The sequence below is a fragment of the Nocardia abscessus NBRC 100374 genome (assembly GCF_000308455.1).
GTDB classification, from domain to species: domain Bacteria; phylum Actinomycetota; class Actinomycetes; order Mycobacteriales; family Mycobacteriaceae; genus Nocardia; species Nocardia abscessus.
Window position 1 is genome coordinate 1 of sequence record NZ_BAFP01000017.1, and the last position, 26,292, is coordinate 26,292.

Consider the following 26,292-nt stretch of genomic DNA (forward strand, 5'->3'; position numbering starts at 1 on the left):
ACGGGTGGGGCGCGTCCTGGTCAAGCCCGCGACCACGGCCCGGGTGGCCATCGTCGTCGCGGTGGCCGCGGTGGCGCTCGCCGCCACCGTCGCCGTGCCCGAGATCGCGGTCGCCGTGGACAATCTCGTTCCCGGCGGTGTGCACCCGGGCCGGCTGTCCGAGGGAGTGGTCACCGCGAGCTGGATCGCGTTCGCCGCGGCCACCTCGGTCGTCGCCGCCGCTGCCTGGCCCGTGGTGTCGCGGCAGAACCTGCGGCAGATCGGCCTCGGCATCCACGGCGTCGGCCTGTTCGCGGTCGTGGTCGCGCTGGCCTGGTCGTTCACCGTCGGCTGGTTGGTCGTGGCCGGGGGCTGCGCCTTCGTCGTGGTGACCGGTTTGCGCACGCTGGACTGGACCGCGCTCGGCCGTGGCATCGCGCTCTACACGGCGGGGACCGCGTTGGTCGCGGTGCTGGCCGTGGCGCAGGTCCGGCGCGCGTTCGGGCACGCGCCCCGCGTCGCGCCCGGCGACCCGACCTGGGCATGGCCCGCCTGGGGGATCGCGAGCCTGCTCATCGCGCTAGCGCGGTGTGGATCGTGGTGGAACTCTGGGTGCGCGCACGGGTGCTGATGCGCCGGATCCGCCCGCTGCACCGGGTCATGGTCGGGCGCTTCCCCGAAGTGGTCGCGCACGAACAGGCCGGATTCTCCACGCAGCTCGCGGCTTCCGACCAGGTGGCGCAGATCATCGACGCGTTGTACCTGCAGTCCGGCGGGGGACTCGTGCCGGCGGAACTCGCACCGCCGCCCACCTCGGTGCCGGAACGGGCCGATCGGGTCGCACGGTGGGCGCGCGATCCCGTGGGGGAGTTCGCGGTGGACGCCCGATGGATTGCTCCGCCCGAAGGCATTAGTCCTCGGGGATGGGTTCAGGCCATCGCGCGGGCCTATCGGGCCACCGCGTCCGTGGCCGCGCGAAATTGACCGACTTCGCGCGAATACGATCATTGCGACGCAATAGCGCTACGGATCGGACTTTTCGGACAGACCGGTTGGATCGGGAATCTCGTTCGGCACGAACGTAGACCGCTCTATCGCGCCGAAAGTGGTTATGTGGGCATGTGATCCGGACCACAGTGAAGACCGGAGCGCGTACGTACCCGGAATTCTCGGGGCGCGCCGCGCGCCGGTTGTGTGCTGCACGCACCTTTGCACGTGCATAACACAGCACAGTGCGACCCACTGGGTCGCACTGTGCTGCCGTGCAAGAGAACCTATTCGGTGCCGTCCGGAGGAATTTCGGGCAAGCCTTCGCTGGCCCGCAACTTCTCCGCCATGGACGTGAGCAGGTTCTGTGATTCTTCGGACAAGTCGAACGCTCTACTCGACAACCGTCGCAGTCCGTAGCCCTGCAGCTGGGACAGCAGCTCCAGATCGTGATCGATCTTGGCGGCATAGATGTCGTTGAAGAAGTAGTCCGGCTTGACCTTGAAGAACTTCGCCAGGGCGGCCACCGTCTCATCCGACGGGTTCGTCCGTTGTCCCGACCGCAACTGCGACAGGTACGGTTTCGAGATCGGATGTCCGGAGGCCGTCAGCGCCGCCGCGACCTCCGCGTTGGTGTGCGGCTTACGCCCCGGGGGATGCACGGTTTCGAACAGCTTGTTCAGCCGCGCCGCGAAATCAGCCATTGTGAGCCGCCCAATTCCCTTCGCTGTACTAACAGTCGTTATCTCGGATACGTATCATTGATATTAGCGGCTCAGTAACTGAAAACCTACGCCTGATTCCGGATTTCCTTGAAGCTTCTAGGTCGGAGGGCGGCGAAGGCACTGGGACGGTCGCGTTTGCGGGTCGCGCCAAGGCCTCTCGAGAAGCCGCAGTACGAACCGGTTCTGGCCCGTCGCTGCGGTCTCGACGCAAGGGGTCTTGATAGCCGCAAGATAGCTGACGTCTCATGGACTCGACGGTACATGAGTTTGTGTGGCGTACGACACGTTTGTGCCCCTAGGGGATGAACGTTCAACCTACGCGCACGAAATGGTTGAAGTCACAAACGTTCGATGATGGTCCCTGTCGCGAGTGCGCCACCGGCGCACATGAGAACCATTGCGGTTTCGCGGTCGGAGCGCTCGAGCTCGTGCAAAGCCGTTGTGATGAGGCGTGATCCGGTGGAGCCGACCGGATGCCCGAGGGCGATGGCGCCGCCGTTGACATTAACCCGGTCCAGGTCCGGCTGATGGACCGAGGCCCAGGAAAGCGCGACCGACGCGAACGCCTCGTTGATCTCGATGAGGTCGATGTCCCCGATGCTCATGCCGGACCGCTCCAGCAGCCTGGTGCACGCCTGCACCGGGCCGTCGAGGTGGAACTCGGGCTCGGCGCCGACCACTGCCTGGGTGACGATCCGCGCCCGCGGCCGCAAACCGGCCCGCTGGGCGGCCTTTTCGTCCATCAGCAGCACCGCGGCGGCGCCGTCGGAGATCTGCGAGGACGAGCCCGCGGTGTGTACGCCGCCTTCCAGCACCGGCTTCAGCTTCGCCAGGCCCTCGACGGTGGTCTCACGCAGTCCCTGATCCCGTGACACGTCGAGCTTCTCGCCGGTGGCATTGCCCTCTTTGTCGACCGCGGGGGCGGTGACGGTGAGCACCTCGCGATCGAATCGGCCTTCCGCCCATGCTTGCGCCGCCAGGCGCTGCGAGCGCGCGCCGAACGCGTCCACGTCCGCGCGAGTGATGCCGCGCCGCTTGGCGATTCGCTCCGCCGCCTCGAACTGGTTGGGCAGGTCGATGTTCCACGACGCCGGCCTGCGCGGCCCGGCGTTCTCGCCGACGTTGGCGCCCAGGGGAACCCGGCTCATCGCCTCCACGCCGCAGGCCATACCGATCTCGATGGCGTCGGCCGCGATCAGGCCCGCGATCAGATGGTTGGCCTGCTGGGCCGAGCCGCACTGGGTGTCGATCGTGGTGGCGCCGACCTGCCACGGCAGGCCCGCGTGCAGCCATGCGACCCGGGTGACGTTGTTGGACTGTTCGCCCGCCTGGGTGACGCAGCCGCCGATGACCTGTTCGACCTGCGCGGGGTCCAGGTGCGCGCGCTCGAGCAGTCCGCGCTGGGCCGCGCCGAGCAGTTCGGCCGCGTGCAGGCCCGCCAGCCAGCCGCCGCGCTTGCCGATCGGGGTCCGTGCGGCCTCGACGATCACGGGTGTGCCCATGTCCAACCTCTCGTTATGGGACAGAAAACTGAAACGCGTTCATAGCGCTCGCCAGGGGCGGATCTGTCCGGTTTCTTTCCTCATACTCGCGCCTGTGCTTCAATGATTATAGAACGTGTTTCAGTTTGTCGAAGGAGACATCTGGTGGTAGACACTCGGAATGCCCGGCCGAATCTCCCGGACGGGTTCGACGTTACGGACCCGGACATCTACGCCGAGCGTGTTCCGGTCGAAGAGTTCGCCGAACTGCGCCGGACGGCGCCGATCTGGTGGAACCCGCAGTCGCCGGACGTCAGCGGCTTTCACGACGACGGCTTCTGGGTGGTCAGTAAGCACGCCGACGTCAAGGAGGTCTCACGGCGCAGCGACGTGTTCTCCAGTTTCGAGAACACCGCCATCCCGCGGTTCAACGACGACATCGCCCGCGAACAGATCGAGCTGCAGCGGATCGTCCTGCTGAACATGGACGCCCCCGAGCACACCAAGCTGCGCAAGATCATCTCCCGCGGCTTCACCCCCCGGGCCATCAACGGCCTGCGCGCGGAGCTGTCGGCGCGCGCGGAATCGATCGTCAAGGCGGCGGCCGAAGCCGGCTCCGGGGACTTCGTCACCCAGATCGCCTGTGAACTGCCGCTGCAGGCCATCGCCGAGCTGATCGGCGTCCCGCAGGAAGACCGGATGAAGGTCTTCTCCTGGTCCAACGACATGACCGGCTACGACGACCCGGAGAGCACCGCCGACCCGGTCGCGGCGTCGGCCGAGATCCTGGGCTACGCCTACCAGATGGCGGCCTCGCGCAAGCAGTGCCCGGCCGACGACATCGTGACCACGCTGATCGAGGCAGACGTCGACGGTGACAAGCTCACCGAGGAGGAGTTCGGCTTCTTCGTGATCATGCTCGCCGTCGCGGGCAACGAGACCACTCGCAACGCCATCTCGCACGGCATGATCGCGTTCCTGGAGAATCCGGACCAGTGGGAGCTGTTCAAGACCGAACGCCCCGCCACGGCCGCCGACGAGATCATCCGGTGGGCCACTCCGGTCACCTCGTTCCAGCGGACCGCGCTGGAGGACACCGAACTCGGTGGCGTGCAGATCAAGAAGGGCCAGCGGGTGGTGATGCTCTACCGCGCGGCCAACTTCGACGAGGACGTCTTCGATCAGCCGGAGAAGTTCGACATCATGCGCAAGGACAACCCGCACCTGGCCTTCGGCGGCACCGGCGCGCACTTCTGCATCGGGGCGAACCTGGCCCGGCTGGAGATCGACCTGATCTTCAACGCGATCGCCGATCACCTGCCCGACATCACCAAGATCGCCGACGCGAAGCGGCTGCGTTCGGGCTGGCTGAACGGGATCAAGGAGCTCCCGGTCGACTACAAGACCTGCCCGGTCACGCACTGAGATATGAAAGGGCCCTCGCACCGCGGTGCGAGGGCCCTTTCATATGCCCGCTACCTCAGTCGACCGGTCGCGCGGTCTTCATGGCGCGATCGACCTCCCAGAAAGCGCGCAGCGCGGCGATCTTGCCCGCGTCGTCCACGCGGTAGGTGAACACGCCGTCGGCGTCGATCCGGTGACCGCCGATGGTGCTGCGGATCGTTCCGGTGAAGGCGACCTCGTTGCCGCACGCGAACGAGTCGCCGAACAGGAACTCGATCAGGTCGGTCTTCGCGATCGCTTTGTCCCAGAACGCGGCGATGGCCTCCGTGCCGCGGTGGCCCTTGCCCTCCGGATCGAAGCCCGAAGGTCCGATGGGGTCCTCCACGATGCCGTCTTCGGCGAACAGCGCGACCCAGGCCTGCTTGTCCCGTGCTCGCACGGCGGCCTGCGAGGCCAGGCCCGCGGCCCTGGCCGGATGCTCGGTGGTGGTGGTCATACGGCCTCCCTCGGCCAGTGCGTGGGCCTCATGCGGCGACGATGGGTTCGGCGATGTACTGCTGGGCGAACTTGCGCAGCGAGTCCTGTTTGGCGGCGAGTTCGCCGTCGAAACCGATGCCATCGGCCAGCCAGGGCACCACGATCGCGTCGGTGACGCCCGCGTCCACGAGGTCCTGATAGCCGGACCGGCCGAACCGGTCGACGCACACCGCCTGGATCTCGAACGGCTCGTCGGCCCGGCCGTACTCGGCGCGCAGCGCGTCGAGCTTGCCGATGGTGCGTCGCAGTTCGTCGTAGGTCATCATGGCCGAGGTCCAGCCGTCGCCCACCCGTGCGGCGCGGCGTAGCGCCGCGTCGGTGTGCCCTCCGATGTAGAACGGCACCGGCGCACTCGGCGCCGGGCTGATCTGCAGCGGATCGAAGTCGAAGAACTCGCCGTGGTACTCGACCATGCCGCCGGCCAGCACCAGCTTGATGACCTCGATCATCTCGTCCACCCGAGCGCCGCGGCGAGCGAACGGCACGCCGCACCACTCGAATTCCTCCGGCGCCCAGCCGATCCCGACGCCGAAACCGAAGCGGTTGCCGGACAGGTTGGCCACCGAGCCGACCTGCCTGGCCAGCAGCAGCGGATTGCGCGAACCCAGCTTCAGCACGTTGGTGTAGAAGCGGATGCGGCTGGTGACGGCCGCCATCGCGGTCGCGCCGATGAGCGGGTCGACCCACGGGGTGTCCGGCCCCCAGAACCGGCTGCCGTCGGCGGTGTAGGGGTACTTCGCCGAGGCCGACTTCATGTAGAACAGCGAGTCCGGCAGCGCGATGGACGAAAAGCCGCACTCCTCGGCGGTTTTCGCGAGCTCGGACAGCTGGTCCAGGGGACTCAGCGCGATGCCGACGGTGAACTTCAGCGCGGTCACCGCCGCTCCGATCCGACCACCCACATCGAGAAGTACTGCGAACCACCGCCGTACGCGTGCCCGAGCGCTTTGCGCGCGCCCTCGACCTGGTAGTCCCCGGCACGCTGCATGACCTGCTTGGCGGCTTCGGCGAACCGGATGAGCCCGGACGCGCCGATCGGGTTGGACGACAGCACGCCACCGGACGGATTGACCGGAAGGGTGCCGCCGATCTCGGTCTCGCCCTTGTCGGTGAGCTTCCAGCCGTCACCCTGCGGCGTGAAGCCGAGGTTCTCCAGCCACATCGGCTCGAACCAGGAGAACGGGACGTAGATCTCGGCCACGTCGATCTCCTCGAGCGGGTTGGTGATGCCCGCCGCCTCCCACAGCGCCGCGGCGGCGTCCCGGCCTGCCTGCGGATTGACCTGGTCGCGTCCGGCGTACGTGGTCGGCTCGGTGCGCATCGCGGTGGCGTGCACCCAGGCGACCTTACGGCCGGTGGCCTCCACTTCGGCCGCGGCGTCCGCGTCGCCGAGCACGATCGCGCACGCGCCGTCGGAGGAGGGGCAGGTCTCGTCGAAGCGGATCGGGTCCCACAGCATCTGTGAGGCCAGCACCGATTCCAGCGTGATGTCGGGCTGCTTCAGGTGGGCCAGCGGGTTCTTGGCGCCGTTGCGGCGGTCCTTCGCCGCGACCATGGCACCGATGTGGCCCGGTGCGTTGGAGCGGCGGATATAGGAGCGCACGTGCGGCGCGAAGTATCCGCCCGCACCCGCGCCGACCGGCATGGTGAACGGCACCGGAATCGACAGCGCCCACATGGCGTTGGACTCCGACTGCTTCTCCCAGGCCACCGCGAGCACACGCTTGTGCACACCCGCCTGCACCAGGTTGGTCGCCACGATGCCGGTGGACCCGCCGACCGAACCGGCGGTGTGCACGCGCAACAGCGGCTTTCCCGTGGCGCCCAAGGCGTCCGCCATGAACAACTCGGGCATCATGACGCCCTCGAACAGATCGGGCGCCTTGCCGACCACGACCGCGTCGATGTCGGCGATGGTGAGACCGGCGTCTGCGAGGGCGCGGTCGATCGCCTCACGGCACATGCCGGCCATGGACACATCGGTCCGTTTCGTCACGTGATGGGTTTGTCCGGTGCCGAGCACCGCGGCAGGGAAGCCCCCAGCTGTAGTCGTCATCGGGTCTCCAAAACGGTCACGAGGTTCTGCTGCAGGGCGGGGCCGCTGGTGGCGTGGGCCAGCGCACGATTCGCCGAGCCCGCGATGATCGCCTCGGCCGCGAAGCCGATGCGCTCCAGGCCCGCGGCGAACATCGGGTTGGCCGCGAGCGCGCCGCCGGACGGATTCAGCTTCGTGCCGTTCTTCAGTCCGATCGCCTCGGCGAGGATCAACTGCTGATGACTGAACGGGGCGTGCAACTCGGCGATGTCGAAGCCGCTGACGTCGCCGCCGGTAACGGCCTGGGCGGCGGCCGTCGTCGAGGGCGAGACGCTCAGGTCGCGCGCGCCGAGCACAGGAGTGTCGACCCGGTGCGCCATGCCGGTGATCCAGGCGGGACGCTCGCACAGTTCGCGGGCTCGGTCGCCCACGGCGAGCACGATCGCGGCCGCGCCGTCGGTGATCGGCGCGATATCGTGCGCGCGCAGCGGATCGGCGACATACGGCTGGTCGAGCAGGCTGTCCACGTCACCGGAGTCGCTCGCCGCCACGGCCGCCATGTCCCGCTCGGTCCAGCGGCCCGCGTCCAAGCCGGCGCGCGCCTGCAAGCCCGCGATGGACCAGGCGTCCGGCCACAGCGGCGCGACCAGGTACGGGTCCAGCTGCATGGTGAGCACCTGGCGCAGCGTGCTCGCGGAGGACTTGCCGAAGCCGTAGACCAGCGCCGTCGTCGCCTGTCCCGAGCGCAGTTTCACCCACGCCTCGTACAGCGCCCACGCCGCGTCCATCTCCACGTGCGATTCGTTGATCGGCGGCACCGCGCCGATGGCGTCGATCGCCGAGATGAACGAGAACGCGCGTCCGGCGAGGTAATCGGACGAGCCCGAGCACCAGAAGTCGATATCGGCCTTGGTGATGCCGAGTCGGTCATAGAGCTGCTGGAAGCAGGGCACCAGCATCTCGACACCGTTGGTGGTGCCGAAGGTCTCCGGCACGTGCGGCGCGTGGGCGAACCCCACGACCGCGATGTCGGTGGCGTTGTCAGTCAACGTGCGCCTCTCTCAGAGGTGATGGGAGTAGGTCTCGTATTCGGCGTCCGGCTCGCCGCTGGGGCGGAAGTGGTCCACGTTCTCCAGGCCGTAGCCCCACTCCTCGCGCGGTTTCCACACCGCCTCCACCCGCATGCCCATGCGCACCTCGCTCGCCTCGCACCCGAGCACCAGGTGCAGCACCGGGATGTCGGCGCCGTCCAGCAGCACGTACGCCGCGACGTACGGCGGCTTGATCCGCTGCCCGAGGAACGGCACGTTGACGATGCAGAAGGTGGTCACCGTGCCGCGGTCGGGCAGCTCGATGAACTCGTCGGTCGGCCTGCCGTCGGTCGGGTTCGCGCCGCGCGGCGGAAAGTACACCTTGCCCGCGGCGTCGGTGCGCGCGCCGATCAGCTTGCCCTCGGCGAGTCCGCGCAGGTAGACGGTCTCCTGCGGGGACGCGGTGTGCTTGTAGGACAAATCGACCGGCGTGGTGATCACGGCCACCGGGTCGGCGGACGCGGCCTGGACCGGCGCGGCGGAGTTCTCGCCCGGCTCGAAGCAGACGATGTCGCGAATGCTGCCCTCGGTCTGCTCGGCCCACCGTATGGTCACCCGCAAGCCGGTGCTGATGTCCTCGGGCGCGGCGACGTCGACCGCGTGCAGCAGCGTGGTGTCCGCGCCGTCCAGCCGGATCAGCGCCCAGGCGAACGGGCGGTCGAACGGCTGGCCGGGCAGCGGCTCGCGCACCCAGGTCCACGATTCGACGGTGCCGGTGTCGGCGACGTCGACGAATTCGGTCAGCGGTTCGGCGGTGATCGGGTCGTATTCCGGCGGGGGCACGATCACCCGGCCGTCCGAGCCGCGCGCGCCGACGATCTTGTGGTCGCGCAACTGGGTCAGAAAAGTCCCGATGGTGGATCCGACGGAGCGGGTGTAATCGAAACGCATCCGTAGGGGCGCGCTGAGTACATCGGGCACGGCGGCTGTGTTCAATGCCGTGCCGCTACCACCAGCGATTGCCGTGGATGCAGTATTCCCCTGAGTCACGATATCGAGTAGAACAGGTTCTAACTCTGGTGGCAAGCAGTTGATCGGAAAGGGGTCCGGCGTGAAATTCGGATTGCAACTCGGGTACTGGATGGCCCAGCCGCCCGCGAACGCGGGGGAGCTGGTGGCGGCGGCCGAGGAAGCCGGGTTCGACGCCGTGTTCGCCGCGGAGTCTTGGGGGTCGGACGCCTTCGGCCCGCTCACCTGGTGGGGATCGTCCACGAGGCGGGTGCGCCTCGGTACGTCGGTGGTGCAGATGTCGGCGCGCACGCCCGCCGCGACCGCCATGCACGCGCTCACCCTCGATCACCTCAGCGGCGGGCGCGCCATCCTCGGCTTGGGCGTCTCGGGTCCGCAGGTGGTGGAGGGCTGGTACGGCCAGCCCTTCGCCAAGCCCTTGCAGCGCACCCGCGAGTACGTCGGGATCGTGCGCCAGGTGCTGGCGCGCCAGGCGCCGGTCACCAACGACGGCCCGCACTATCCGCTGCCGTACACCGGGCCGGGCTCGACCGGCCTCGGTAAGCCGCTGAAGCCGATCGTGCATCCGCTACGTGCGGATTTGCCGATCTGGCTGGGAGCGGAGGGCCCGAAGAACGTCGCGCTCACCGCCGAGATCGCCGACGGCTGGCTGGCCATCTACTACGCGCCCCGGCTGGCTGGGATGTACAACGACTGGCTCGACGAGGGCTTCGCGCGGGCGGGCGCGCGGCGCAGTAGGGACGATTTCGAGATCGCCGCGAGTTGTCAGGTGGTGATCACCGACGACCCGACGAGCGAGCTGGAGCGGATGCGCTGGATCATGGCGCTCTATATCGGCGGCATGGGCGCGCCCGAGCTGAACTTCCACGCCCAGGTGTACCGGCGAATGGGATACGACCGCGAGGTCGACGAGATCGGCCGGCTGTTCCAGTCGGGCAAGAAGGCCGAGGCGGCGGCGGTGGTGCCGGACGAGCTGATTCTGGACACCGCGATCATCGGCGACGAGGAGCACGTCCGCAAGCAATTGCGGGTGTGGGAGGCCGCGGGCGTCACGATGATGCTGGTGTCGGTCCCGGATGTCGGGCAATTGCATCGGCTCACCCCCCTTGTCGAACAGTAGAACACGTTCTAGATTCAATGGGGTGACTGCCTCGCCCGCCCCGTCGGCTCCGCCTCCTCACCAGCCCCCCATGCAGGAGCCAGTGAAAATTCTCGGTCTGTGGAACATCGCCGAAGCCGAACCCGATCGGATCGCGATGGTCGATCCCTGGGGCCGGGAGGTGACGTATCGCGAATTGGCCACGCTCGCCGATCGTTACGCCACCGGCCTGCGCGGGCTGGGCCTGAAAACCGGTGACGTGCTGGTCAGCATGGTGCACAACTGCGTGGAGGCGATCGCGGCCTATTTCGCCGCCTACCAGTCCGGGTTGTACATCGTCGCGGTGAACTGGCACCTCACCGGCCCGGAGGTCGCCTACATCCTGGCCGACAGCGAGGCCAAGGCGTTCATCGCCAGCGATCGCTTCGCCGCCACCGCGAAAGCCGCCGCCGACGAGGCGGGGCTGCCCGCGACGGCGCGCTTCGCGGTGGGCGAGATCGAGGGCTTCAAGTCGCTGGCCTGGCTCGGCGCGGCGGACACCGGACGCCCGTCCGACCGCAGCACGGGCGCGCCGATGCTGTACACGTCGGGGACGACCGGACGGCCCAAGGGCGTCCGCCGTCCGCTGACCGGAGCCGACCCCGATGTCGTTCCGCCGCACACCACCGCGTTCTTCGGCCTGTTCGAACTCGCGCCCTACGACGACCACGTGCACATCTGCGGCTCGCCGCTGTATCACACCGCGGTGCTGAACTTCGCCACCATCTCGATCCAGCTGGGCCACAAGCTCGTTCTGATGGATCGCTGGGACGCCGAGGACATGCTGCGGCTGATCGACAAGCACCGGGTGACGCACAGCCACATGGTGCCCACGCAGTTCCACCGCCTGCTCGCGCTGCCGCAGGAGGTGCGCGCCAAGTACGACGTGTCCTCGCTGCGCAGCATGGTGCACGGCGCCGCGCCCTGCCCGCAGGAGACCAAGCGGCAGATGCTGGAGTGGTGGGGGCCGACGGTCACCGAGTACTACGCGGCCACCGAGGGCGGTGGCACGGTGATCAACGGCTCCGAGTGGTTGCGCAAGCCGGGCTCGGTCGGCAAGGCGTGGCCGTGGTCGGTGATCAAGGTGCTCAGCGAGGAAGACGGCTCCGAGGTCCCGGCGGGTGAGGCGGGTCTGGTCTATATGCGCATGGGCGCTTCGAGTTTCGAGTACCACCACGACAAGGCGAAGACCGAGGACTCGCGCGTCGGCGACCTGTTCACCGTCGGCGACATCGGGCACCTCGACGAGGACGGCTATCTCTACCTGCACGACCGGCGTTCGGACCTGATCCTGTCCGGCGGCGTGAACATCTACCCGGCGGAGGTCGAGAACGTCCTGATCACCCACCCGAAGGTCGCCGACGTGGCGGTTTTCGGTATCCCGCACCCGGATTGGGGCCAGGAAGTGAAGGCGGTCGTGCAGCCCGCCGACGGAGTGGTCGCCGGCGACGCACTCACCGAGGAGCTTCTCGCCTTCGCCGCCATGCAATTGGCGAAGTACAAGATGCCCAAGTCGATCGACTATCTCCCCGAACTCCCGCGCGACCCCAACGGCAAGCTCTACAAGCGCAAGCTCCGCGAGCGGTACATCCCCGCGTCCTGACACGCGCCGCCGGACGGCCTCGGGCGAGAGCCTGCTCGGGTCGGGCGGAGGCCCGGCGGCCGAGTAGCCGGTCCGCTGGGGCTGCGGTCCGGCCGCGCGACGACGCCGAAAAGCGAATGCGCCCTTCGCGACTACCGTGAAGGGCGCATTCGCGCGGTCAGGGTCAGATGCTCTCGCGCAGTTCGGGCGCGAGGCCGAACAGCGGGAACAGCTTCTCGGTGTCGAGGAAGAAGTTCAGCCCGGCGATGGTGTCGCCGTCGAGTTCCAGCACCGTGATCGACCACGGCACCCACACGCCCGGCTCGTCGCCCGGCTTGTAGTGGCCGAAGGCGGGCAGGCCGTTGGCGCCCTCCAGGCGGACCATTCGCGAATCGCGGCAAGCGCTTCCGTGCCCGAGCATGAACGCGGCCACGTTCTCCGGGCCGGAGATCCACAGCTCGATCGGCGGCATGGACAGCGCCACATCCGTTTTCAGCAGGGTGGTGAGCGTGTCCATGTCGTAGGCCTCGAACGCCTTGACGAAGTCGTCCACCAGTCGGCGCTGGTCCTCGTCGGCCTCGTCGTAGGTGTCGGTGGCCGCGGGCTGCACCTTGGACATGGTGGCGCGTGCCCGTTGCAGCGCGCTGTTGACCGAGGCGGGCGACATGGTGAGCGCCTCGGCGGTCTCGTTGGCGGAGAACCGCAGCACCTCGCGCATGATCAGGATCGCGCGCTGGGTGGCGGGCAGATGCTGGCAGGCGGCGACGAAGGCCAGGCGCAGCGTGTCCTTGGTGCTGGCGTGCTCGGCCGGATCGGCGCCGAAGGCCAGCGCGTTCGGGATGGGCTCGATCCAGACGTAGTCCGGCTGGGGCGCGGGCAGCGGCGAATCCGGACGCGACGGACCGGACAGATCCATCGGCCGGGCCCGGCGCTGCGGGCCGTCGAGCATGTCCAGGCAGACGTTCGTGGTGATCTTGTACAGCCAGGAGCGCAGGCTGGCGCGGCCCTCGAACGAGTCATAGGACTTCCACGCCCGGGTATAGGTCTCCTGCACGGCGTCTTCCGCTTCGAAGGAGGAGCCGAGCATGCGGTAGGCATACGCGCACAGTTCCCTGCGATGGGTCTCGAACGCCGCGAGCACATCGGGAGCGAGGCCGGTGGGGGAGCCGGACGAGTCGTTCATGGGAGTCACCCTGCCACAGGCCACCGACACAAAACAGGCCCTCGAACTCGAGGGCGGCGCTGATCAAGATCATTAAACCTGCCCGGCCTGTGGGACGTGTCACCGGCGCTCGGGCGATGAGTTCGTGGTGGGTGGCCCGTCATATCCGGTGACACGAAACGAACTTGCTCGAGAGGAAGAGGCCATGAGCAGCAAGATGATCTTCATCAATCTCCCGGTCGCCGATCTGAACCGGTCGAAGGCGTTCTACGAAGCGCTGGGCTGGAAGGTCAACCAGGAGTTCACCGACGACAACGCCGCCTGCATCGTGGTCGACGACAACATCTGCCTGATGCTGCTCATCAAGGACTTCTTCACCACCTTCAGCAAGCGGCCGGTCGCCGACACCACGGCGGCGATCAACGCCGCGTACGCGCTCGCGCTCGGCAGCGCCGCCGAGGTCGACAGCCTGACCGCCGCCGCGCTGGCGGCAGGCGGCACCGAAGAGGTCAACGAGGACAAGCGTGCGCAGGAGGCGCAGGTCGGCATGCACGGCCGCACCTTCATCGACCCGGACGGCCACCAGTGGGAGCCGTTCTGGATGGATTACCCGGGCGCCAACTGAGCCCGGCGAGGGGTCGCCCCCGATGCGTACGCGCACCGGGGGCGTTCGCTTTGTCCCGGATCCTCAGTTTCCGGTGAAAGAGGGCTTGCGCTTTTCCGCGAACGCCCGCGGGCCCTCCTTGGCGTCGGCCGAGCGGAACACCGTCATGCCGAGCTCGGCGTCGATCTGGAAGGCGTCCTCTTCGGGCATGGCCTCGGTCTCCCGGATGGTGCGCAGGATCGCCTGCACCGCGAGCGGGCCGTTGGCGGCGATCTGCCCGGCGATCTCCAGCGCCTTGTCCAGTGCCGTGCCGTCCGGCACCACGTGCCCGATCAGGCCGATCTCCTTGGCTTCGGCCGCGCTGAGGTGCCTGCCGGTGAGCAGGATTTCCGCGGCGATGGTGTAGGGGATCTGGCGGACCAGGCGCACCGCCGAGCCGCCCAGCGGGAACAGTCCCCATCGCGCTTCGGACACACCGAATTTCGCGCTCTTCCCGGCGACTCGGATGTCGGTACCCTGCAGGATCTCGGTGCCGCCCGCGATGGCCGGGCCCTCGACCGCCGCGATCAGCGGCTTGGTCAGCCTGCGGCCCTTGAGCAGCGCCTCCAGCTTGGCCGGATTCCAGCCGCCGCCGTCGATGGTGTCGCCGGGGTGCTCGGAGGTCATGCCCTTGAGATCGGCGCCCGCGCAGAACGCGCCGCCCGCACCGGTCAGGATCGCCACCCGGATATCCGGATCGTCGTCCACCTGGTTCCAGGCGTCTTTCATGATCGCCATCATCTCCCCCGACAGCGCGTTGCGCGCCTCGGGCCGGTTCATGGTGACGATGAGGACATGGTCGCGCTTCTCGACGAGGCAGTGCGGCATCGCTGATATCTCCTGACTTCGAGCCTTGTCAGAAACAGTAACACGTTCTATTTTTAAGGTTGTGAGCTACAACATAGCGGACCTTGTCGAACATGCCGTCGACCTGATGCCCGACCGCGTCGCGCTGGCCGACGACGGCCGCGAGGTCACCTACGCCCAGTTGGAGGAGCGGGCCAACAAACTCGCTCATTACCTGCAAAAACAGGGAGTCCAGCCGGGTGACAAGGTGGGCATCTACTCACGCAACACGATCGAGGCCGTCGAGGCCATGGTCGCGATTTTCAAGGCGCGCGCCGTGATGATCAACGTGAACTTCCGATACGTCGAGAACGAGTTGCAATACATCTTCGACAACTCGGACATGGTCGCGCTGATCCATGAGCGGCGCTACAGCGACAGGGTCGCGGGCGTGCGTTCGAAGACTCCGCAGCTGCGCACCGTGGTCGTCGTCGACGACGATACGACCGGCACGATTCCCACCGCAGCGGATTCGGCGGATTACGAGACGGTGCTCGCGCAGTCCTCGGGTGAGCGCGACTTCGGCGAACGCTCCCCGGACGACCTGTACATGGTCTACACCGGCGGCACCACCGGCATGCCCAAAGGCGTGATGTGGCGTCAGGAGGACGTGTGGCGCGTGCTCGGCGCGGGCATCAACTTCATCACCGGCGAATACGTCCAGGACGAGTGGGAACTGGCGAAGGTCGGCGCGGGCAGCCCGCCGATGACGCGGTTCCCGATTCCGCCGATGATCCACGGCGGCGCGCAATGGGCCACGTTCCACAGCCTGTTCGGCGGCGGCAAGGCCGTGATGATCCCGGAGTTCTCCGGGCACGGCGTGTGGCGGGCCATCGACAAGCACAAGATCAACCTGATCTTCATCACCGGTGACGCGATGGCGCGCCCCATGCTCGACGCGCTGATCGAGGGCAACCCGGAGACCGGGCAGCCCTACGATCTTTCGAGCCTGTACGTGATGGCCAGCAGTGCCGCGCTGTTCTCGCCCGCGCTCAAGGACCAGTTCCTCGAGCTGCTGCCCAACCGGATGATCTCCGATTCGATCGGCTCCTCGGAGACCGGTTTCGGCGGTATCGCCATCGTGGCCAAGGGCGCGACGCACACCGGGGGGCCGCGCGTGAAGATCGACGCCTCCACCGACGTGCTCGACGAGAACGGCGATCCGGTGCAGCCCGGCTCCGGCCAGGTCGGCATCCTGGCCCGGCGCGGGCACATCCCGCTCGGCTACTACAAGGACGAGGCGAAGACCGCGGCGACCTTCAAGGAGTTCAACGGGATCCGCTACGCCATCCCCGGCGACTTCGCCCGGGTCGAGGAGGACGGCACGGTCACCATGCTCGGCCGCGGCTCGGTCAGCATCAACAGCGGCGGCGAGAAGATCTATCCCGAGGAGGTCGAGGGTGCGCTCAAGACGCACCCCGAGATCTTCGACGCGCTCGTGGTCGGCATCGAGGACGAGCGCTGGGGGCAGCGGGTGGTCGCGGTCGTGCAGTGCCGGGGCGAGTCCCGCCCCACCCTGGAGGAGCTGCGCCCCATGCTCACCCAGGAGATCGCACCCTACAAACAGCCGCGCAGCTTGTGGTTCGTCGACGAGATCAAGCGCTCCCCGGCGGGCAAGCCCGACTACCGCTGGGCCAAGGAACAAACCCAGTCCCGCCCCGCCGACGACCACGCGGTGGCGAGCGGGAAGTAAGTCGGCTGCGTCCTCAGCGGTTGGCGAGTTCGGCCAGCTGGTAGGCGAGGCGGTAGCGGAAGGCGGGAACGCGGGCCAGGGTGGCGAGGATCAGGTTGCGCAGGGCGCGGGCGGGGCGCTGACGCAGCGTCGCCATCTTGGTCATGCGGTCGGTGAAAGAGACGACGCCGAGTGCGACGGGGCGGCGAGTGGTTTCGTACTCGTCGAGCAAGGTGCCGGGTTCGCCGGCGAGTACTCGGACCAGCAAGGGGCCTAGGGCGGCGGCGTCCTGGATGCCGGTGTTCATGCCCTGGCCGCCCGCCGGGCTGTGCACGTGGGCGGCATCGCCCGCGAGCAGGATGCGGCCGCTGCGGTAACGGTCGGCGACACGGTGGTGCACGCGGAAGCGCGAGCTCCACAGCACCTCGCGCACCCGTACCGCGCCACCGGGACCGCGGGCGTCCAGTAGGGCCTGGACGTCCTCGACGGTCGAGTACTCGGGCGCCGTTTCCAGCGTGGCGACCACGCGGTAGCGGTTCGGCTCGTTCTCGTCCGGCAGCGGCGCGACCACGGTGACCCCCTCCGGCGAAAGATGCAGGGCCACCTCGCCGCGCGGGATCGGCCAGTCCATCCGCACGTCGGCGAGGACGAAGGATTCCGGGTAGCTGGCGCCGGTGAACCCGATGCCGGCTTGTTCCCGGACGACGCTGTGCATGCCGTCGGTTCCGATGACGTAATCGGCGCGGATGCTGCCCGGCGTGCCCGCGGCGTCGGTGTATTCGACGGTGACGCCGTCGTTCTGTTCGGCGACCCGGCTGACCGTGTACGGCCGGTGCACGTCGCCACCCGCCTTCCGCAGCCGCTTCAGCAGCACCGCTTCGGTGGTGTCCTGCGGCGTCATCAGGGTGTACGGGTACCGCGTCGGGAGGTCGTCGAAGTCGATGGCGGCCAGGGTGCGGCCGCCGTCGTGCACGGTGAAGCGCGCGACGACGTCACCGAAGGCGACCAGCTCCTCGGCGATGCCGAGCTCCTCGAGCACCTCCAACGTCCTGGCGTGCACCACCGCGGCGCGCGAGGTGTTCGCGCCTTCGCTCAGCCGGTCCAGCAGGACGAAATCCACACCCGCGTCGGCCAGCGTGATGGCGGCGGTGAGCCCGGCGGGTCCAGCGCCCACGATCACGACGGAGGTGGTGGCGGGCAGCGCGCTCGGCGTGGCGTTCATCGGAACTCCTTAAGTCAACGTTTGTAGGCCAACGTTTGTTGGCATAAACCTAGCCCCAGTCGGGCTAGGAAGTCAACAGTTGTTGGCCTACAATTGTTGGCATGACCGTAGAGCCTGATCAAGCCCCCGCTCGCCGCTCGGACGCCACGCGGGCGGCGATTCTGGAGGCGGCCCGCGCACGGTTCGCCGCTGAGGGTTTTCGCAAGGCGACCATCCGCGCCATCGCCGCCGACGCCGACATCGATCCGTCCATGGTCATGCGGTACTTCGGCAGTAAGGACGGTCTCTTCGCGGCCGCGGTCGACGTTCGGTTGGACCTGCCCGACCTCGGCTCCGCGGAGCCGGACATCCTGGGCGAGCTGCTGGTGCGTCGCTTCTTCGAAATCTGGGAAGAGGAGCCGAACCAGGAGGTGCTGTTGACCCTGCTGCGCTCATCGATCACCGACGAGGCGGTCGCCGAACGCATCCGCGCCATCTTCGCCCAGCAGATCCTGCCCGCCGTCCTGCGTTTCGGCGATCCCGCCGACGCCCCCCGCCGGGGCGGCCTGATCGTCACCCAGATGCTCGGCCTGGCCCTGTGCCGCTACGTCCTGCGCCTACCCCCGGTCGTCGCCCTGACCCGCGAGCAGATCATCGCCGAGGTCGGCCCCACCCTTCAGCGCTATCTGACGTCGGCTCCGGCCGACTGAAACGGATGGTGCGGCGCGGTAAATTCGAACAATGGCCGACCTCGACCCCTGCTGCTCCGCGCCGCGGCGCGGTGCTCACACTCGCCCGCAGATCCAGGGCTCCGGCGCGGATGCGATCGGCTCGGATCGCGAATCAGTCGAAAATGCTGCCGATCACGTGTTGCGGATCAGCGCCGAGCTGAACCGGCGACTTGCCTGACAACGCAATTCGGCCCGCACGGCGTTGTGCCGTGCGGGCCGATCGATCGCCTGCGGTTACGTGGCAAGCAACGCGCCGAGGGCGCGGAGGTGGTCGGTGCTTCCGCCGAGGGCGAACTCGTTGTGCTTGGCGGCGGTGAAGTAGTTGTGCACGATGTGGTCGCGGTCGATGCCGACGCCGCCGTGCACGTGGACGACGGTGTGCGCCACGCGGTGGCCCGCGTCGGCGGCCCAGAACTTGGCGGTGTGCACCGCCTCGGCCGCGGGCAGGTCCTCCGACAGCAGCCACGCCGCCTGGGTCACCGCCAGGCGCAAGCCTTGGACGTCGATGTAGGCGTCGGCGAGCCGCTGGGCGACGGCCTGGAAGCTGCCGACCGCCTTGCCGAACTGCTCACGCTCCCTGGCGTACTCGGCGACCAGCTCGAGCGCCCGTTCCAGGGTGCCGAGCTGCGAGGCGCTCGACCCGAGCCAGGCGCGGGTGAGGATCCAGTCCAGGATCTCCGCGCCCTCGGCGACGGAGCCGAGGAGTTCGGCGGGCGTATCGGTGAGTTCGACCGCGAACTCCGGGCTCCGGTCGACGACCTGCTGCGGAGTCACCGTCGCCGTCGCGGGATCGACCAGGAACACCGCGGTCGTCCCGGACACCGTGGCGGGAACCAGGATTCGCTCCGCCCGGTTCGCGAAGGGCACGGTGGTCTTGGCGCCGGTCAGCCGCCATCCGTCGGCGGTCGCTACGGCGGTGGTGATCGGCGTGGCGGGTTCCCAGTTGCGTTCCTCGGCCAGCGCCGCCGTGAGGATGACGCTGCCCGCGCCCGCCCGGGTGGCCAGCTCCTGTTGCGCCGCATCGCCGAACCGCGCCAGCGCGCCCGCGCCGAGCACGATCGACCACAGGTACGGCACGGCCGCGAGATGCTTGCCGAGCTCACGCAGGATGGCGGTCTGCTCGAGCGCGCCGAGGTCACTGCCGCCGACCGACTCGGGCAGCGCCGCCGCGAGCACACCGGTCTCGGCCAGCGAGGTCCACAGCGGTTGGTCGAACCGCTCGGTGTCCGCTCGCGCCTCGCCGCCCCGGCTGTTGTCGAGCTCGCGCAGCCGATCGGCGGTGACCAGTTTGCCGCACACCTCGCCGGTCAGCCGGCCGAGATCGAGTTGCGCTTCGGTGGGGGTGAAATCCATGGTGGGGTCCCTGCTTTCGATCAGCGCGCCGCGGCGGGCTGCTTGAGGGCGGTCATGGCGATGATGTCGCGCTGCACCTCGTTGGTGCCGCCGCCGAAGGTGAGGATGAGTGCGGCGCGGTGCATCCGCTCCAGGCGTCCGCGCAGTTGCGCGCCGGGGGAGTCCTGGCGCAGGTACGCCTGCGGGCCGAGCACTTCCATCAGCAACCGGTAGGCCTCGGTGGCCAGTTCGGTGCCGTACACCTTGCAGGCCGAGGCGTCCCACGGCCGCGGGGCCGCGTCGCCGCCCGCGTCGGCCCGGCTGGCGATCTCCCAGTTCAGCAGTTTGAGGTATTCGACCTTGGCGTGCACCTTGGCCAGGTTGAGCTGCACCCATTCGCGATCGATCACGCGGGAGCCGTCACTGGCCTTGGTGTCGCTCGCCCATTCGACGGTCTGGCGCAACGCCAGTGCCAGCGGCGCGGCCGAGGTCAGCGCGACGCGCTCGTGATTGAGCTGGTTGGTGATCAGCGCCCAGCCGCCGTTCTCCTGGCCGACCAGCGCGCTCGCGGGTACCCGCACGTCCTGGTAGTAGGTGGCGCTGGTGTCCGGCCCGGCCATGGTGTGCACGGGCGTCCACGAGAAGCCCTCGGCGGTGGTCGGCACGATGAGCATGCTGATGCCCTTGTGCTTCTTGGCCGTCGGATCGGTGCGCACCGCCAGCCAGACGTAGTCGGCGTAGGCGATCAGGCTGGTCCACATCTTCTGGCCGTTGATCACGTAGTCGTCGCCGTCGCGTACCGCACTCGTGCGCAGGCTGGCCAAGTCGGTGCCCGCGCCCGGCTCGGAGTATCCGATGGAGAAGTGCAGTTCACCGGCCGCGATCTTGGGCAGGAAGAACTTCTTCTGTTCCTCGCTGCCGTAGTGCATGATCGTGGGCGCCACCGAGTTGATGGTCAGGAACGGCACCGGCGCGCCCGCGATCGCGGCCTCGTCGGTGAAGATCAGCTGATCCATGGTGGGGCGGTCCTGGCCGCCGTATTCCCTGGGCCAGCCCAGCGCCAGCCACCCGTCGTGGCCCATCTGCTGAACGACCTCGCGGTACACGTTGCCCTGCCCGTACTCGCCGGTCTGCGCGCTCAGGGCCTCCCTGCGTTCGGGGGTGATGAGTCGAGCGAAGTAGTCGCGCAGCTCCGCGCGCAGCTGCTCCTGTTGCGGCGTGTACGCAATGCGCATGGCAATACCTCATGGGGATGGTCAGCCGACGGAGCTTGCGGAGTCGGCAAGGGTGGGTAGGACCGAGCCTTCGTGGGATCGGGTTCTCCCGATCATTGCATAATGACTGAAACATGTTCCAGTATTGATACTGAATCCCCCCGATGACGCCCCGGTGGAGCGGATCGGCTTGTTAGGCTTCGGCCAGAGCGGTGGTAAAGGAGTTGCCATGAAGATCAGTGTCGATCCGGATCAGTGCGAAGCGAATGGAATCTGTGTCGGAATCGCCCCCGACGTGTTCGAACTCGATGACGAGGACGTACTGCACATCGCGAACGCCGACGTGCCCGACGATCGGCTCGCCGATGTCGAGGACGCCGTGGCGCAGTGCCCCAAGGCGGCGCTGCGGCTGCAGTGAACGACCCTTGCCGTAAGTTGGAACACGTTCTAGAGTCGGCCGCGTGAGCAATGATCTGAGCCTGGCGGGCCGAGTAGCGATCGTGACCGGCGCCGGCGCCGGACTTGGGCGGGCCGAAGCGCTCGCCCTGGCCGGGGCGGGCGCGTCGGTCGTGGTCAACGATCTCTCGGAGTCGGACGCGGTCGCCGACACGCTGGGTGAAATCCGGGCGCTCGGCGCCAAGGCGGAGTTCGTCGCGGGCAGTATCGCCGAGCGCGCGACCGCCGATGCGCTGATCCGGACCGCGGAGGAGTCCTTCGGGTCGGTCGACATCGTGGTCAACAACGCGGGCATCACCCGTGACCGGATGCTGTTCAACATGTCCGACGAGGACTTCGACGCCGTGCTCGCGGTGCACCTGCGCGGTCATTTCCTATTGTCGCGCAATGCCGCCGCCTACTGGCGCGGCAAGTCGAAGCAGGCGGGCGCCCCGGTCTACGGCAGGCTGGTCAACACCTCGTCGGAGGCCGGATTGCTCGGCCCGGAGGGGCAGGCGAACTACGGCGCGGCGAAGGCGGGCATCACCGCGCTGACCCTTTCCGCCGCGCGGGCGCTGTCCCGCTACGGAGTGCGCGCCAACGCGATCGCGCCGCGCGCGCGAACCGCGATGACCGAGGCGGTGTTCAGCCCCGCTCCCGAGGGCGGGGTCGACCCGCTGTCGCCCGAGCACGTGGCCCGGCTGGTCGCCTACCTGGCTTCGCCGGCGGCGGATGCCGTGAACGGGCAGCTATTCGTCGTCTACGGGGGGATGGTGGCGCTCATGGCCGCGCCGGTCGTCGAGCGCCGGTTCGACGCGGACGCGGGGCAGTGGTCGGCCCAGGAGCTGGCCGACACGCTGGGCGGCTACTTCGCCGATCGTCCGGACGGGCGAACCTTCTCGGCATCTTCGCTGACCGAGCTGGGGTGAGCGGCGGCGGGTCGCCGCCGGTGCGCTACTGATCAGCTGTCCAACTGTTGATCATGGGATCGGCGCTTGGTAGACATAGGGACGGGTTATGTCCTACCTCACAAAGGTGGGATCATCACCCACTGACACCGGTTCCAAATTTAGATGCCGATCTTTCGATAAATTGCACGTCAAATGTGTGAAAAGGGCTACCGGCAACACGGTGAACATGTTCTAATCGTTCCGGCGGTGCGGCCACGGTTGATTCGCGCCGTGTGCTGTGTACGCCGGTTGAGCAAGGAGGATCGCGGATGAACGAGGTCCTTGCCGTGCCGTTGCGGGCCGTCGGTGGATTCTTCGAACTCACCGCCGATGTCGCACGCGCCAGCGTGCGCAGACCCTTTCAATGGCGGGAGTTCATCGACCAGTCCTGGTTCATCGCGCGGGTCTCGATAGTGCCCACATTGCTGGTGGCCATTCCGTTCACCGTTCTGGTGAGCTTCACGCTGAACATTCTGTTGCGCGAGATCGGCGCGGCCGACCTCAGCGGAGCCGGCGCGGCTTTCGGCGCGGTCACCCAGGTCGGGCCGATCGTCACCGTGCTCATCGTCGCGGGGGCAGGCGCCACCGCGATCTGCGCCGACCTGGGCGCACGCACCATCCGCGAGGAAATCGACGCGATGCGAGTGCTGGGCATCGATCCGGTACACCGCCTGGTGGTGCCCCGGGTGCTCGCCTCGATGTTCGTCGCTCTGATGCTCAACAGCCTGGTGTGCACCATCGGCATAGTCGGCGGATTTCTGTTCTCGGTGTATCTGCAGGACGTGAACCCCGGTGCGTTCGTCAATGGCATCACGCTGCTCACCCATCTGCCCGAGCTGATCATTTCGGAGGTGAAAGCCGGGTTGTTCGGGCTGATCGCGGGACTGGTCGCCTGTTATCTGGGCCTGAATGTCAAAGGTGGTGCCAAGAGTGTCGGTGATGCGGTGAATCAGACCGTAGTCTTCGCTTTTATGGCCCTGTTCGTCGTGAACGTGGTGGTCACCGCCGTCGGCATCAAGTTCACGGTGCGGTGACGCGATGGCCTTCGTTATCGAATCCCGCTTTCCCCGCACCGTTCGCCGGATGCGCCGGATGTCGGACTCGCTCGATTCGCTCGGCAAGCACGCCGTGTTCTATGCCCAGGCGATCGGGGCCATTCCACGGGCGCTGCTGCACTATCGCACCGAGACCATCCGGTTGATCGCCGAAATCAGCATGGGTACCGGCGCGCTGGCGGTGATCGGCGGCACGGTGGTGATCGTCGGGTTCCTCACGCTGTTCGCCGGCGGCACCATCGCCGTGCAGGGCTACAGTTCGCTGGGCAATATCGGCGTCGAGGCGCTGACCGGCTTCTTCGCGGCGTTCATCAACGTGCGCATCGCGGCGCCGGTGATCTCCGGCATCGGCCTGGCGGCCACCATCGGGGCGGGCTCGACCGCGCAACTGGGCGCCATGCGGGTCGCCGAGGAGATCGACGCGCTGGAGTCGATGGCGATCCGGCCGGTGCCCTACCTGGTCGCCACCCGCGTGCTGGCCGGGATGATCGCGATCGTCCCGCTGTACGCGCTCGCGGTGATCGCCTCGTTCCTGGCCAGCCGGTTCGCCACCGTGGTGATCTACGGGCAGTCGGCGGGCGTCTACGACCACTACTTCTCCACGTTCCTCATCCCGAGCGACATCCTCTGGTCCTTCGCCCAGGCGATCTTCATGGCCCTGGCGGTGATGATGATCCACACCTACTACGGCTACAACGCCGCGGGCGGACCGGTCGGCGTGGGCGTCGCGGTGGGCAACGCGGTGCGGGCCTCGCTGGTCGCGGTGGTCACGGTGACCCTGCTGATCTCGCTGGCCATCTACGGCACCTCCGGCAACTTCCATCTCTCCGGATAAGCGACATGGCGGAATCGAAGCAAACGGAAAGCGGCCTCGTGCGGGCGCTGCGCGGCGGGCTCGGCCTGAAACTGGCCGGGGCCGCGATGGTGCTTGCGCTGGTCGCGATCGTCGCGGTCGCGTTGATCATGTTCGTCGGCGGGTTCACGCCGACGGCCACCGTGACGGTGGACGCGCCGCGCAGCGGTCTGGTGCTCGATCCGGACGCCAAGGTGAAGGTCCGCGGTGTGGAGATCGGCCGCGTCGCGTCCGTCGACCACACCGACGAAGGCGCCAGACTGGAACTGGCCCTCGATCCGGATCTCTTGCGGCTGGTGCCGTCCAACGCGGACGTCGACATCAGGTCCACCACGGTGTTCGGCGCGAAGTACGTCAACTTCGTCGTCCCGCAACAGCCCTCGTCCACACCGCTGCGGCCGGGCGCGACCCTGACCGCGCAGCGGGTGACCGTCGAGTTCAACACGCTGTTCCAGCATCTGTCGGATGTGCTCGCCAAGATCGAGCCGGAGAAGCTGAACGCGACGCTGTCGGCCCTGGGCACGGCACTGCAGGGCCGTGGGCAGAAGCTCGGCGAGCTGCTCGTGCAGAGCGACGCCTACCTGCGCGACATCAACCCCTATCTGCCCACGCTGCAACAGGATCTGGCGAAGACCGCCGAGGTCACCGACCTGTACGCGGACACGGTGAACGACCTGCTGCGCACCGTGGACAACTTCACCGTCACCAGCAAGACCCTGGCCCAGGAGCAGGACAGCCTCGACAACGTGCTGGTGAATCTCACCGGGCTGGCCGACACCACCGGTGCGGTTCTGCGCGAGAACGAGAACCAGCTCGGCACGGCATTGGATCTGCTGCGCCCCACCACCGGGCTGCTCGAGGAGTACGCACCCGCGCTGTACTGCCTGATCGGCGGCCTCGGCAAGGCGCTGCCGCTGGGTGAGGCGGTCTTCGGCGGACTGCAGGAAGGCGTGGCGCTGAACACCGGCTTCATGTACGGCGCGAAGCCGTACACCTACTCGGAGGACCTGCCCAAGGTCAACGCGACCGGCGGCCCGCAATGCGCGGGCCTGCTGGACCGGGAGCCGGGCAGCCACGCGGACTACGTCGTCACCGACACCTCGGAGGGGCATGTGTACACGCCGTCGACGACGCTGACGGTCAACCCGCCGAAGATCTTCCAGCTCCTGTTCGCCGGACTGCCGGGGGTGCCGCGCCCGTGAAGAACACCGCGACCACCGTCAAACTGGCCATCTTCACGCTCGTGATGTCGCTGATCTTCGCGGGTCTGGCGGTGGTGTTCAGCCAGATGCGCTTCGCGCGGGAGCACGGCTATCACGCCGTGTTCACCAGCTCCTCGGGCGTACTGCCCGGGGCGAAGGTGCGCATCGCGGGCGTGCCGGTCGGCTCGGTCACCTCGGTGAAGGTGGGCAAGGACTACCTGGCGCACGTCGAGTTCGACGTCGACCGCAAGTACCGGCTGCTCACCAGTACCCGCGCGGCGATCAAGTACGAGAACCTGGTCGGCGACCGCTACCTCGAGCTGTCCGAAGGGCCGGGCTCGAATCGCGTGCTGCAACCCGGCGGCACCATCGTCGAGGAACAGACCGCGCCCGCACTCGACCTGGACATGCTGCTCGGCGGTTTCCGGCCGCTGCTGCGCGGCCTGGACCCCGGCCAGGTGAACGACCTGACCAACGCGCTGTTGCAGATCTTCCAGGGCCAAGGTGGCACGCTGGTGTCCCTGCTCAACAGCGGCGGGTCCTTCGCCAAGACGCTGGCGGACCGCGACGCGCTGATCGGCAGCGTGATCGACAACCTGAACGCGGTGCTGCAGACCATCGATCAGCGCGGCGACCAATTCGCCACCACGATCGCCGAACTGCAGCGGCTGATCAGCGGACTGGCGGCCGACAAGGACCAGATCGGCGACGCGATCCCGCGGATCGCCGGGGCCACCGGCGACCTGACCGACCTGCTCGCCCAGGCTCGCCCCGACCTGCAGGGCACCATCGAGCAGACCGGTCGCCTGGCCACCAACCTCGATGCCGGGTCGGACACCGTCCAGTGGGTCCTGGAACGGCTGCCGTCGACCTATCGCCAGCTGATCCGCATCGGCGCCTACGGCTCCTTCCTCCAGCTCTACGTGTGCTCGACGAACTTCCTGGTGGACGGCCCGAACGGACAGACGATGAAGATCAACATGCCCGGGGCGCAGACGACCGGAAGGTGCGCGGACAACCGATGAACGAGCAGCGATCACCCGCCATCACCATCGGCATCGTCGGCCT

Annotated in this window: 26 protein-coding genes and 1 pseudogene; 15 read left to right on the top strand and 12 right to left on the bottom strand. The window is 67.9% G+C overall.

The genetic code is table 11. The features are described from left to right. Both ON19_RS43540 and ON19_RS43545 read left to right on the top strand, forming a co-directional pair. Window positions 1-610: pseudogene (locus tag ON19_RS43540) on the top strand (hypothetical protein); the annotation flags it as partial. Beyond that, window positions 577-963 (top strand): hypothetical protein, encoded by a 387-nt coding sequence (locus ON19_RS43545; RefSeq protein ID WP_227954587.1) that lies wholly within the window; start codon window positions 577-579, stop codon window positions 961-963. The pseudogene ON19_RS43540 and the gene ON19_RS43545, both read left to right, overlap by 34 nt. A 290-nt stretch (window positions 964-1,253) precedes the next feature. Here ON19_RS43545 and ON19_RS03005 read toward each other — a convergent pair whose 3' ends face one another. Together ON19_RS03005 and ON19_RS03010 are read right to left on the bottom strand one after the other, a co-directional pair. Beyond that, on the bottom strand, window positions 1,254-1,670 hold the full coding sequence (locus tag ON19_RS03005; RefSeq protein ID WP_011207048.1) for a helix-turn-helix domain-containing protein: 417 nt from the start codon (window positions 1,668-1,670) through the stop codon (window positions 1,254-1,256). A gap of 359 nt (window positions 1,671-2,029) precedes the next feature. After that, window positions 2,030-3,193, bottom strand: coding sequence for a steroid 3-ketoacyl-CoA thiolase (locus tag ON19_RS03010; protein WP_043686334.1), 1,164 nt, complete (start codon window positions 3,191-3,193; stop codon window positions 2,030-2,032). A gap of 102 nt (window positions 3,194-3,295) precedes the next feature. Between ON19_RS03010 and ON19_RS03015 the strand changes: the two genes are divergently transcribed. Further along, window positions 3,296-4,597: a cytochrome P450 gene (locus tag ON19_RS03015; protein WP_051168476.1), complete on the top strand. Its 1,302-nt coding sequence runs from the start codon at window positions 3,296-3,298 to the stop codon at window positions 4,595-4,597. 55 nt (window positions 4,598-4,652) lie between these two features. Here ON19_RS03015 and ON19_RS03020 read toward each other — a convergent pair whose 3' ends face one another. Genes ON19_RS03020 through ON19_RS03040 form a run of 5 tightly spaced genes read right to left on the bottom strand, consistent with a single transcriptional unit; the run spans window position 4,653 to window position 9,130 of the window. Next, window positions 4,653-5,072, bottom strand: coding sequence for a nuclear transport factor 2 family protein (locus tag ON19_RS03020; RefSeq protein ID WP_043686340.1), 420 nt, complete (start codon window positions 5,070-5,072; stop codon window positions 4,653-4,655). A gap of 28 nt (window positions 5,073-5,100) precedes the next feature. Beyond that, entirely contained in the window at window positions 5,101-5,982 is an 882-nt protein-coding gene (locus tag ON19_RS03025; RefSeq protein ID WP_043686390.1) for a TIGR03619 family F420-dependent LLM class oxidoreductase, read from the bottom strand. A gap of 5 nt (window positions 5,983-5,987) precedes the next feature. Further along, the gene (locus ON19_RS03030; RefSeq protein WP_043686342.1) at window positions 5,988-7,169 is read right to left on the bottom strand and encodes a thiolase family protein; all 1,182 of its coding nucleotides are present in this window, start codon (window positions 7,167-7,169) and stop codon (window positions 5,988-5,990) included. Then, on the bottom strand, window positions 7,166-8,197 hold the full coding sequence (locus ON19_RS03035) for a thiolase family protein (RefSeq protein ID WP_043686344.1): 1,032 nt from the start codon (window positions 8,195-8,197) through the stop codon (window positions 7,166-7,168). The genes ON19_RS03030 and ON19_RS03035 overlap by 4 nt, the downstream gene beginning before the upstream one ends. Window positions 8,198-8,209: 12 nt before the next feature. After that, window positions 8,210-9,130, bottom strand: a complete 921-nt coding sequence (locus ON19_RS03040) for a Zn-ribbon domain-containing OB-fold protein (RefSeq protein ID WP_051168477.1) — start codon at window positions 9,128-9,130, stop codon at window positions 8,210-8,212. A gap of 160 nt (window positions 9,131-9,290) precedes the next feature. Here ON19_RS03040 and ON19_RS03045 point away from each other — a divergent pair, with 160 nt between their 5' ends. Both ON19_RS03045 and ON19_RS03050 read left to right on the top strand, forming a co-directional pair. Then, on the top strand, window positions 9,291-10,328 hold the full coding sequence (locus ON19_RS03045; RefSeq protein ID WP_043686393.1) for an LLM class F420-dependent oxidoreductase: 1,038 nt from the start codon (window positions 9,291-9,293) through the stop codon (window positions 10,326-10,328). Between the two features lie 70 nt (window positions 10,329-10,398). After that, complete coding sequence (locus ON19_RS03050) at window positions 10,399-11,949, top strand: acyl-CoA synthetase (protein ID WP_043686349.1); 1,551 nt, start codon at window positions 10,399-10,401, stop codon at window positions 11,947-11,949. Between the two features lie 163 nt (window positions 11,950-12,112). Here ON19_RS03050 and ON19_RS03055 read toward each other — a convergent pair whose 3' ends face one another. Further along, on the bottom strand, window positions 12,113-13,111 hold the full coding sequence (locus ON19_RS03055) for a sigma-70 family RNA polymerase sigma factor (RefSeq protein ID WP_043686352.1): 999 nt from the start codon (window positions 13,109-13,111) through the stop codon (window positions 12,113-12,115). Between the two features lie 184 nt (window positions 13,112-13,295). On the opposite strand from ON19_RS03055, the gene ON19_RS03060 reads away from it, so the two are divergent. Further along, window positions 13,296-13,715: a VOC family protein gene (locus ON19_RS03060; RefSeq protein ID WP_043686355.1), complete on the top strand. Its 420-nt coding sequence runs from the start codon at window positions 13,296-13,298 to the stop codon at window positions 13,713-13,715. Between the two features lie 63 nt (window positions 13,716-13,778). Here ON19_RS03060 and ON19_RS03065 read toward each other — a convergent pair whose 3' ends face one another. Beyond that, a complete protein-coding gene (locus tag ON19_RS03065) occupies window positions 13,779-14,561 on the bottom strand; it encodes a crotonase/enoyl-CoA hydratase family protein (RefSeq protein ID WP_051168478.1) in 783 nt (260 codons plus the stop codon). Window positions 14,562-14,622: 61 nt separating this feature from the next. On the opposite strand from ON19_RS03065, the gene ON19_RS03070 reads away from it, so the two are divergent. Further along, window positions 14,623-16,272 (top strand): acyl-CoA synthetase, encoded by a 1,650-nt coding sequence (locus tag ON19_RS03070; RefSeq protein ID WP_043686360.1) that lies wholly within the window; start codon window positions 14,623-14,625, stop codon window positions 16,270-16,272. 13 nt (window positions 16,273-16,285) lie between these two features. On the opposite strand, the gene ON19_RS03075 is transcribed toward ON19_RS03070, so the two are convergent. Then, a complete protein-coding gene (locus ON19_RS03075; RefSeq protein WP_043686363.1) occupies window positions 16,286-17,473 on the bottom strand; it encodes an FAD-dependent monooxygenase in 1,188 nt (395 codons plus the stop codon). Between the two features lie 101 nt (window positions 17,474-17,574). Here ON19_RS03075 and ON19_RS03080 point away from each other — a divergent pair, with 101 nt between their 5' ends. Both ON19_RS03080 and ON19_RS41605 read left to right on the top strand, forming a co-directional pair. Then, the gene (locus ON19_RS03080) at window positions 17,575-18,162 is read left to right on the top strand and encodes a TetR/AcrR family transcriptional regulator (RefSeq protein ID WP_043686366.1); all 588 of its coding nucleotides are present in this window, start codon (window positions 17,575-17,577) and stop codon (window positions 18,160-18,162) included. Between the two features lie 31 nt (window positions 18,163-18,193). Beyond that, complete coding sequence (locus ON19_RS41605; protein WP_157229574.1) at window positions 18,194-18,361, top strand: hypothetical protein; 168 nt, start codon at window positions 18,194-18,196, stop codon at window positions 18,359-18,361. 56 nt (window positions 18,362-18,417) lie between these two features. On the opposite strand, the gene ON19_RS03085 is transcribed toward ON19_RS41605, so the two are convergent. Together ON19_RS03085 and ON19_RS03090 are read right to left on the bottom strand one after the other, a co-directional pair. After that, complete coding sequence (locus ON19_RS03085) at window positions 18,418-19,536, bottom strand: acyl-CoA dehydrogenase family protein (protein WP_043686369.1); 1,119 nt, start codon at window positions 19,534-19,536, stop codon at window positions 18,418-18,420. Between the two features lie 20 nt (window positions 19,537-19,556). After that, window positions 19,557-20,750, bottom strand: a complete 1,194-nt coding sequence (locus ON19_RS03090) for an acyl-CoA dehydrogenase family protein (protein ID WP_043686371.1) — start codon at window positions 20,748-20,750, stop codon at window positions 19,557-19,559. 208 nt (window positions 20,751-20,958) lie between these two features. Between ON19_RS03090 and ON19_RS03095 the strand changes: the two genes are divergently transcribed. From ON19_RS03095 to ON19_RS03120, 6 genes are all read left to right on the top strand, one after another. Further along, complete coding sequence (locus tag ON19_RS03095; protein ID WP_043686375.1) at window positions 20,959-21,147, top strand: ferredoxin; 189 nt, start codon at window positions 20,959-20,961, stop codon at window positions 21,145-21,147. A gap of 43 nt (window positions 21,148-21,190) precedes the next feature. Next, the gene (locus ON19_RS03100; protein WP_043686378.1) at window positions 21,191-22,093 is read left to right on the top strand and encodes a 3-oxoacyl-ACP reductase; all 903 of its coding nucleotides are present in this window, start codon (window positions 21,191-21,193) and stop codon (window positions 22,091-22,093) included. A 290-nt stretch (window positions 22,094-22,383) separates the two neighbouring features. Next, window positions 22,384-23,148: an MlaE family ABC transporter permease gene (locus tag ON19_RS03105; RefSeq protein WP_043686381.1), complete on the top strand. Its 765-nt coding sequence runs from the start codon at window positions 22,384-22,386 to the stop codon at window positions 23,146-23,148. Window positions 23,149-23,152: 4 nt separating this feature from the next. Next, entirely contained in the window at window positions 23,153-24,004 is an 852-nt protein-coding gene (locus ON19_RS03110) for an MlaE family ABC transporter permease (protein WP_043686384.1), read from the top strand. A gap of 5 nt (window positions 24,005-24,009) precedes the next feature. After that, entirely contained in the window at window positions 24,010-25,224 is a 1,215-nt protein-coding gene (locus ON19_RS03115) for an MCE family protein (protein WP_083899106.1), read from the top strand. Next, window positions 25,221-26,249 carry an MCE family protein gene (locus ON19_RS03120; protein WP_043686387.1) on the top strand — a complete coding sequence of 343 codons (1,029 nt, stop codon included), beginning with the start codon at window positions 25,221-25,223 and terminating at the stop codon, window positions 26,247-26,249. Before ON19_RS03115 ends, ON19_RS03120 begins: the two co-directional genes overlap by 4 nt. Window positions 26,250-26,292 lie beyond the last annotated feature (43 nt).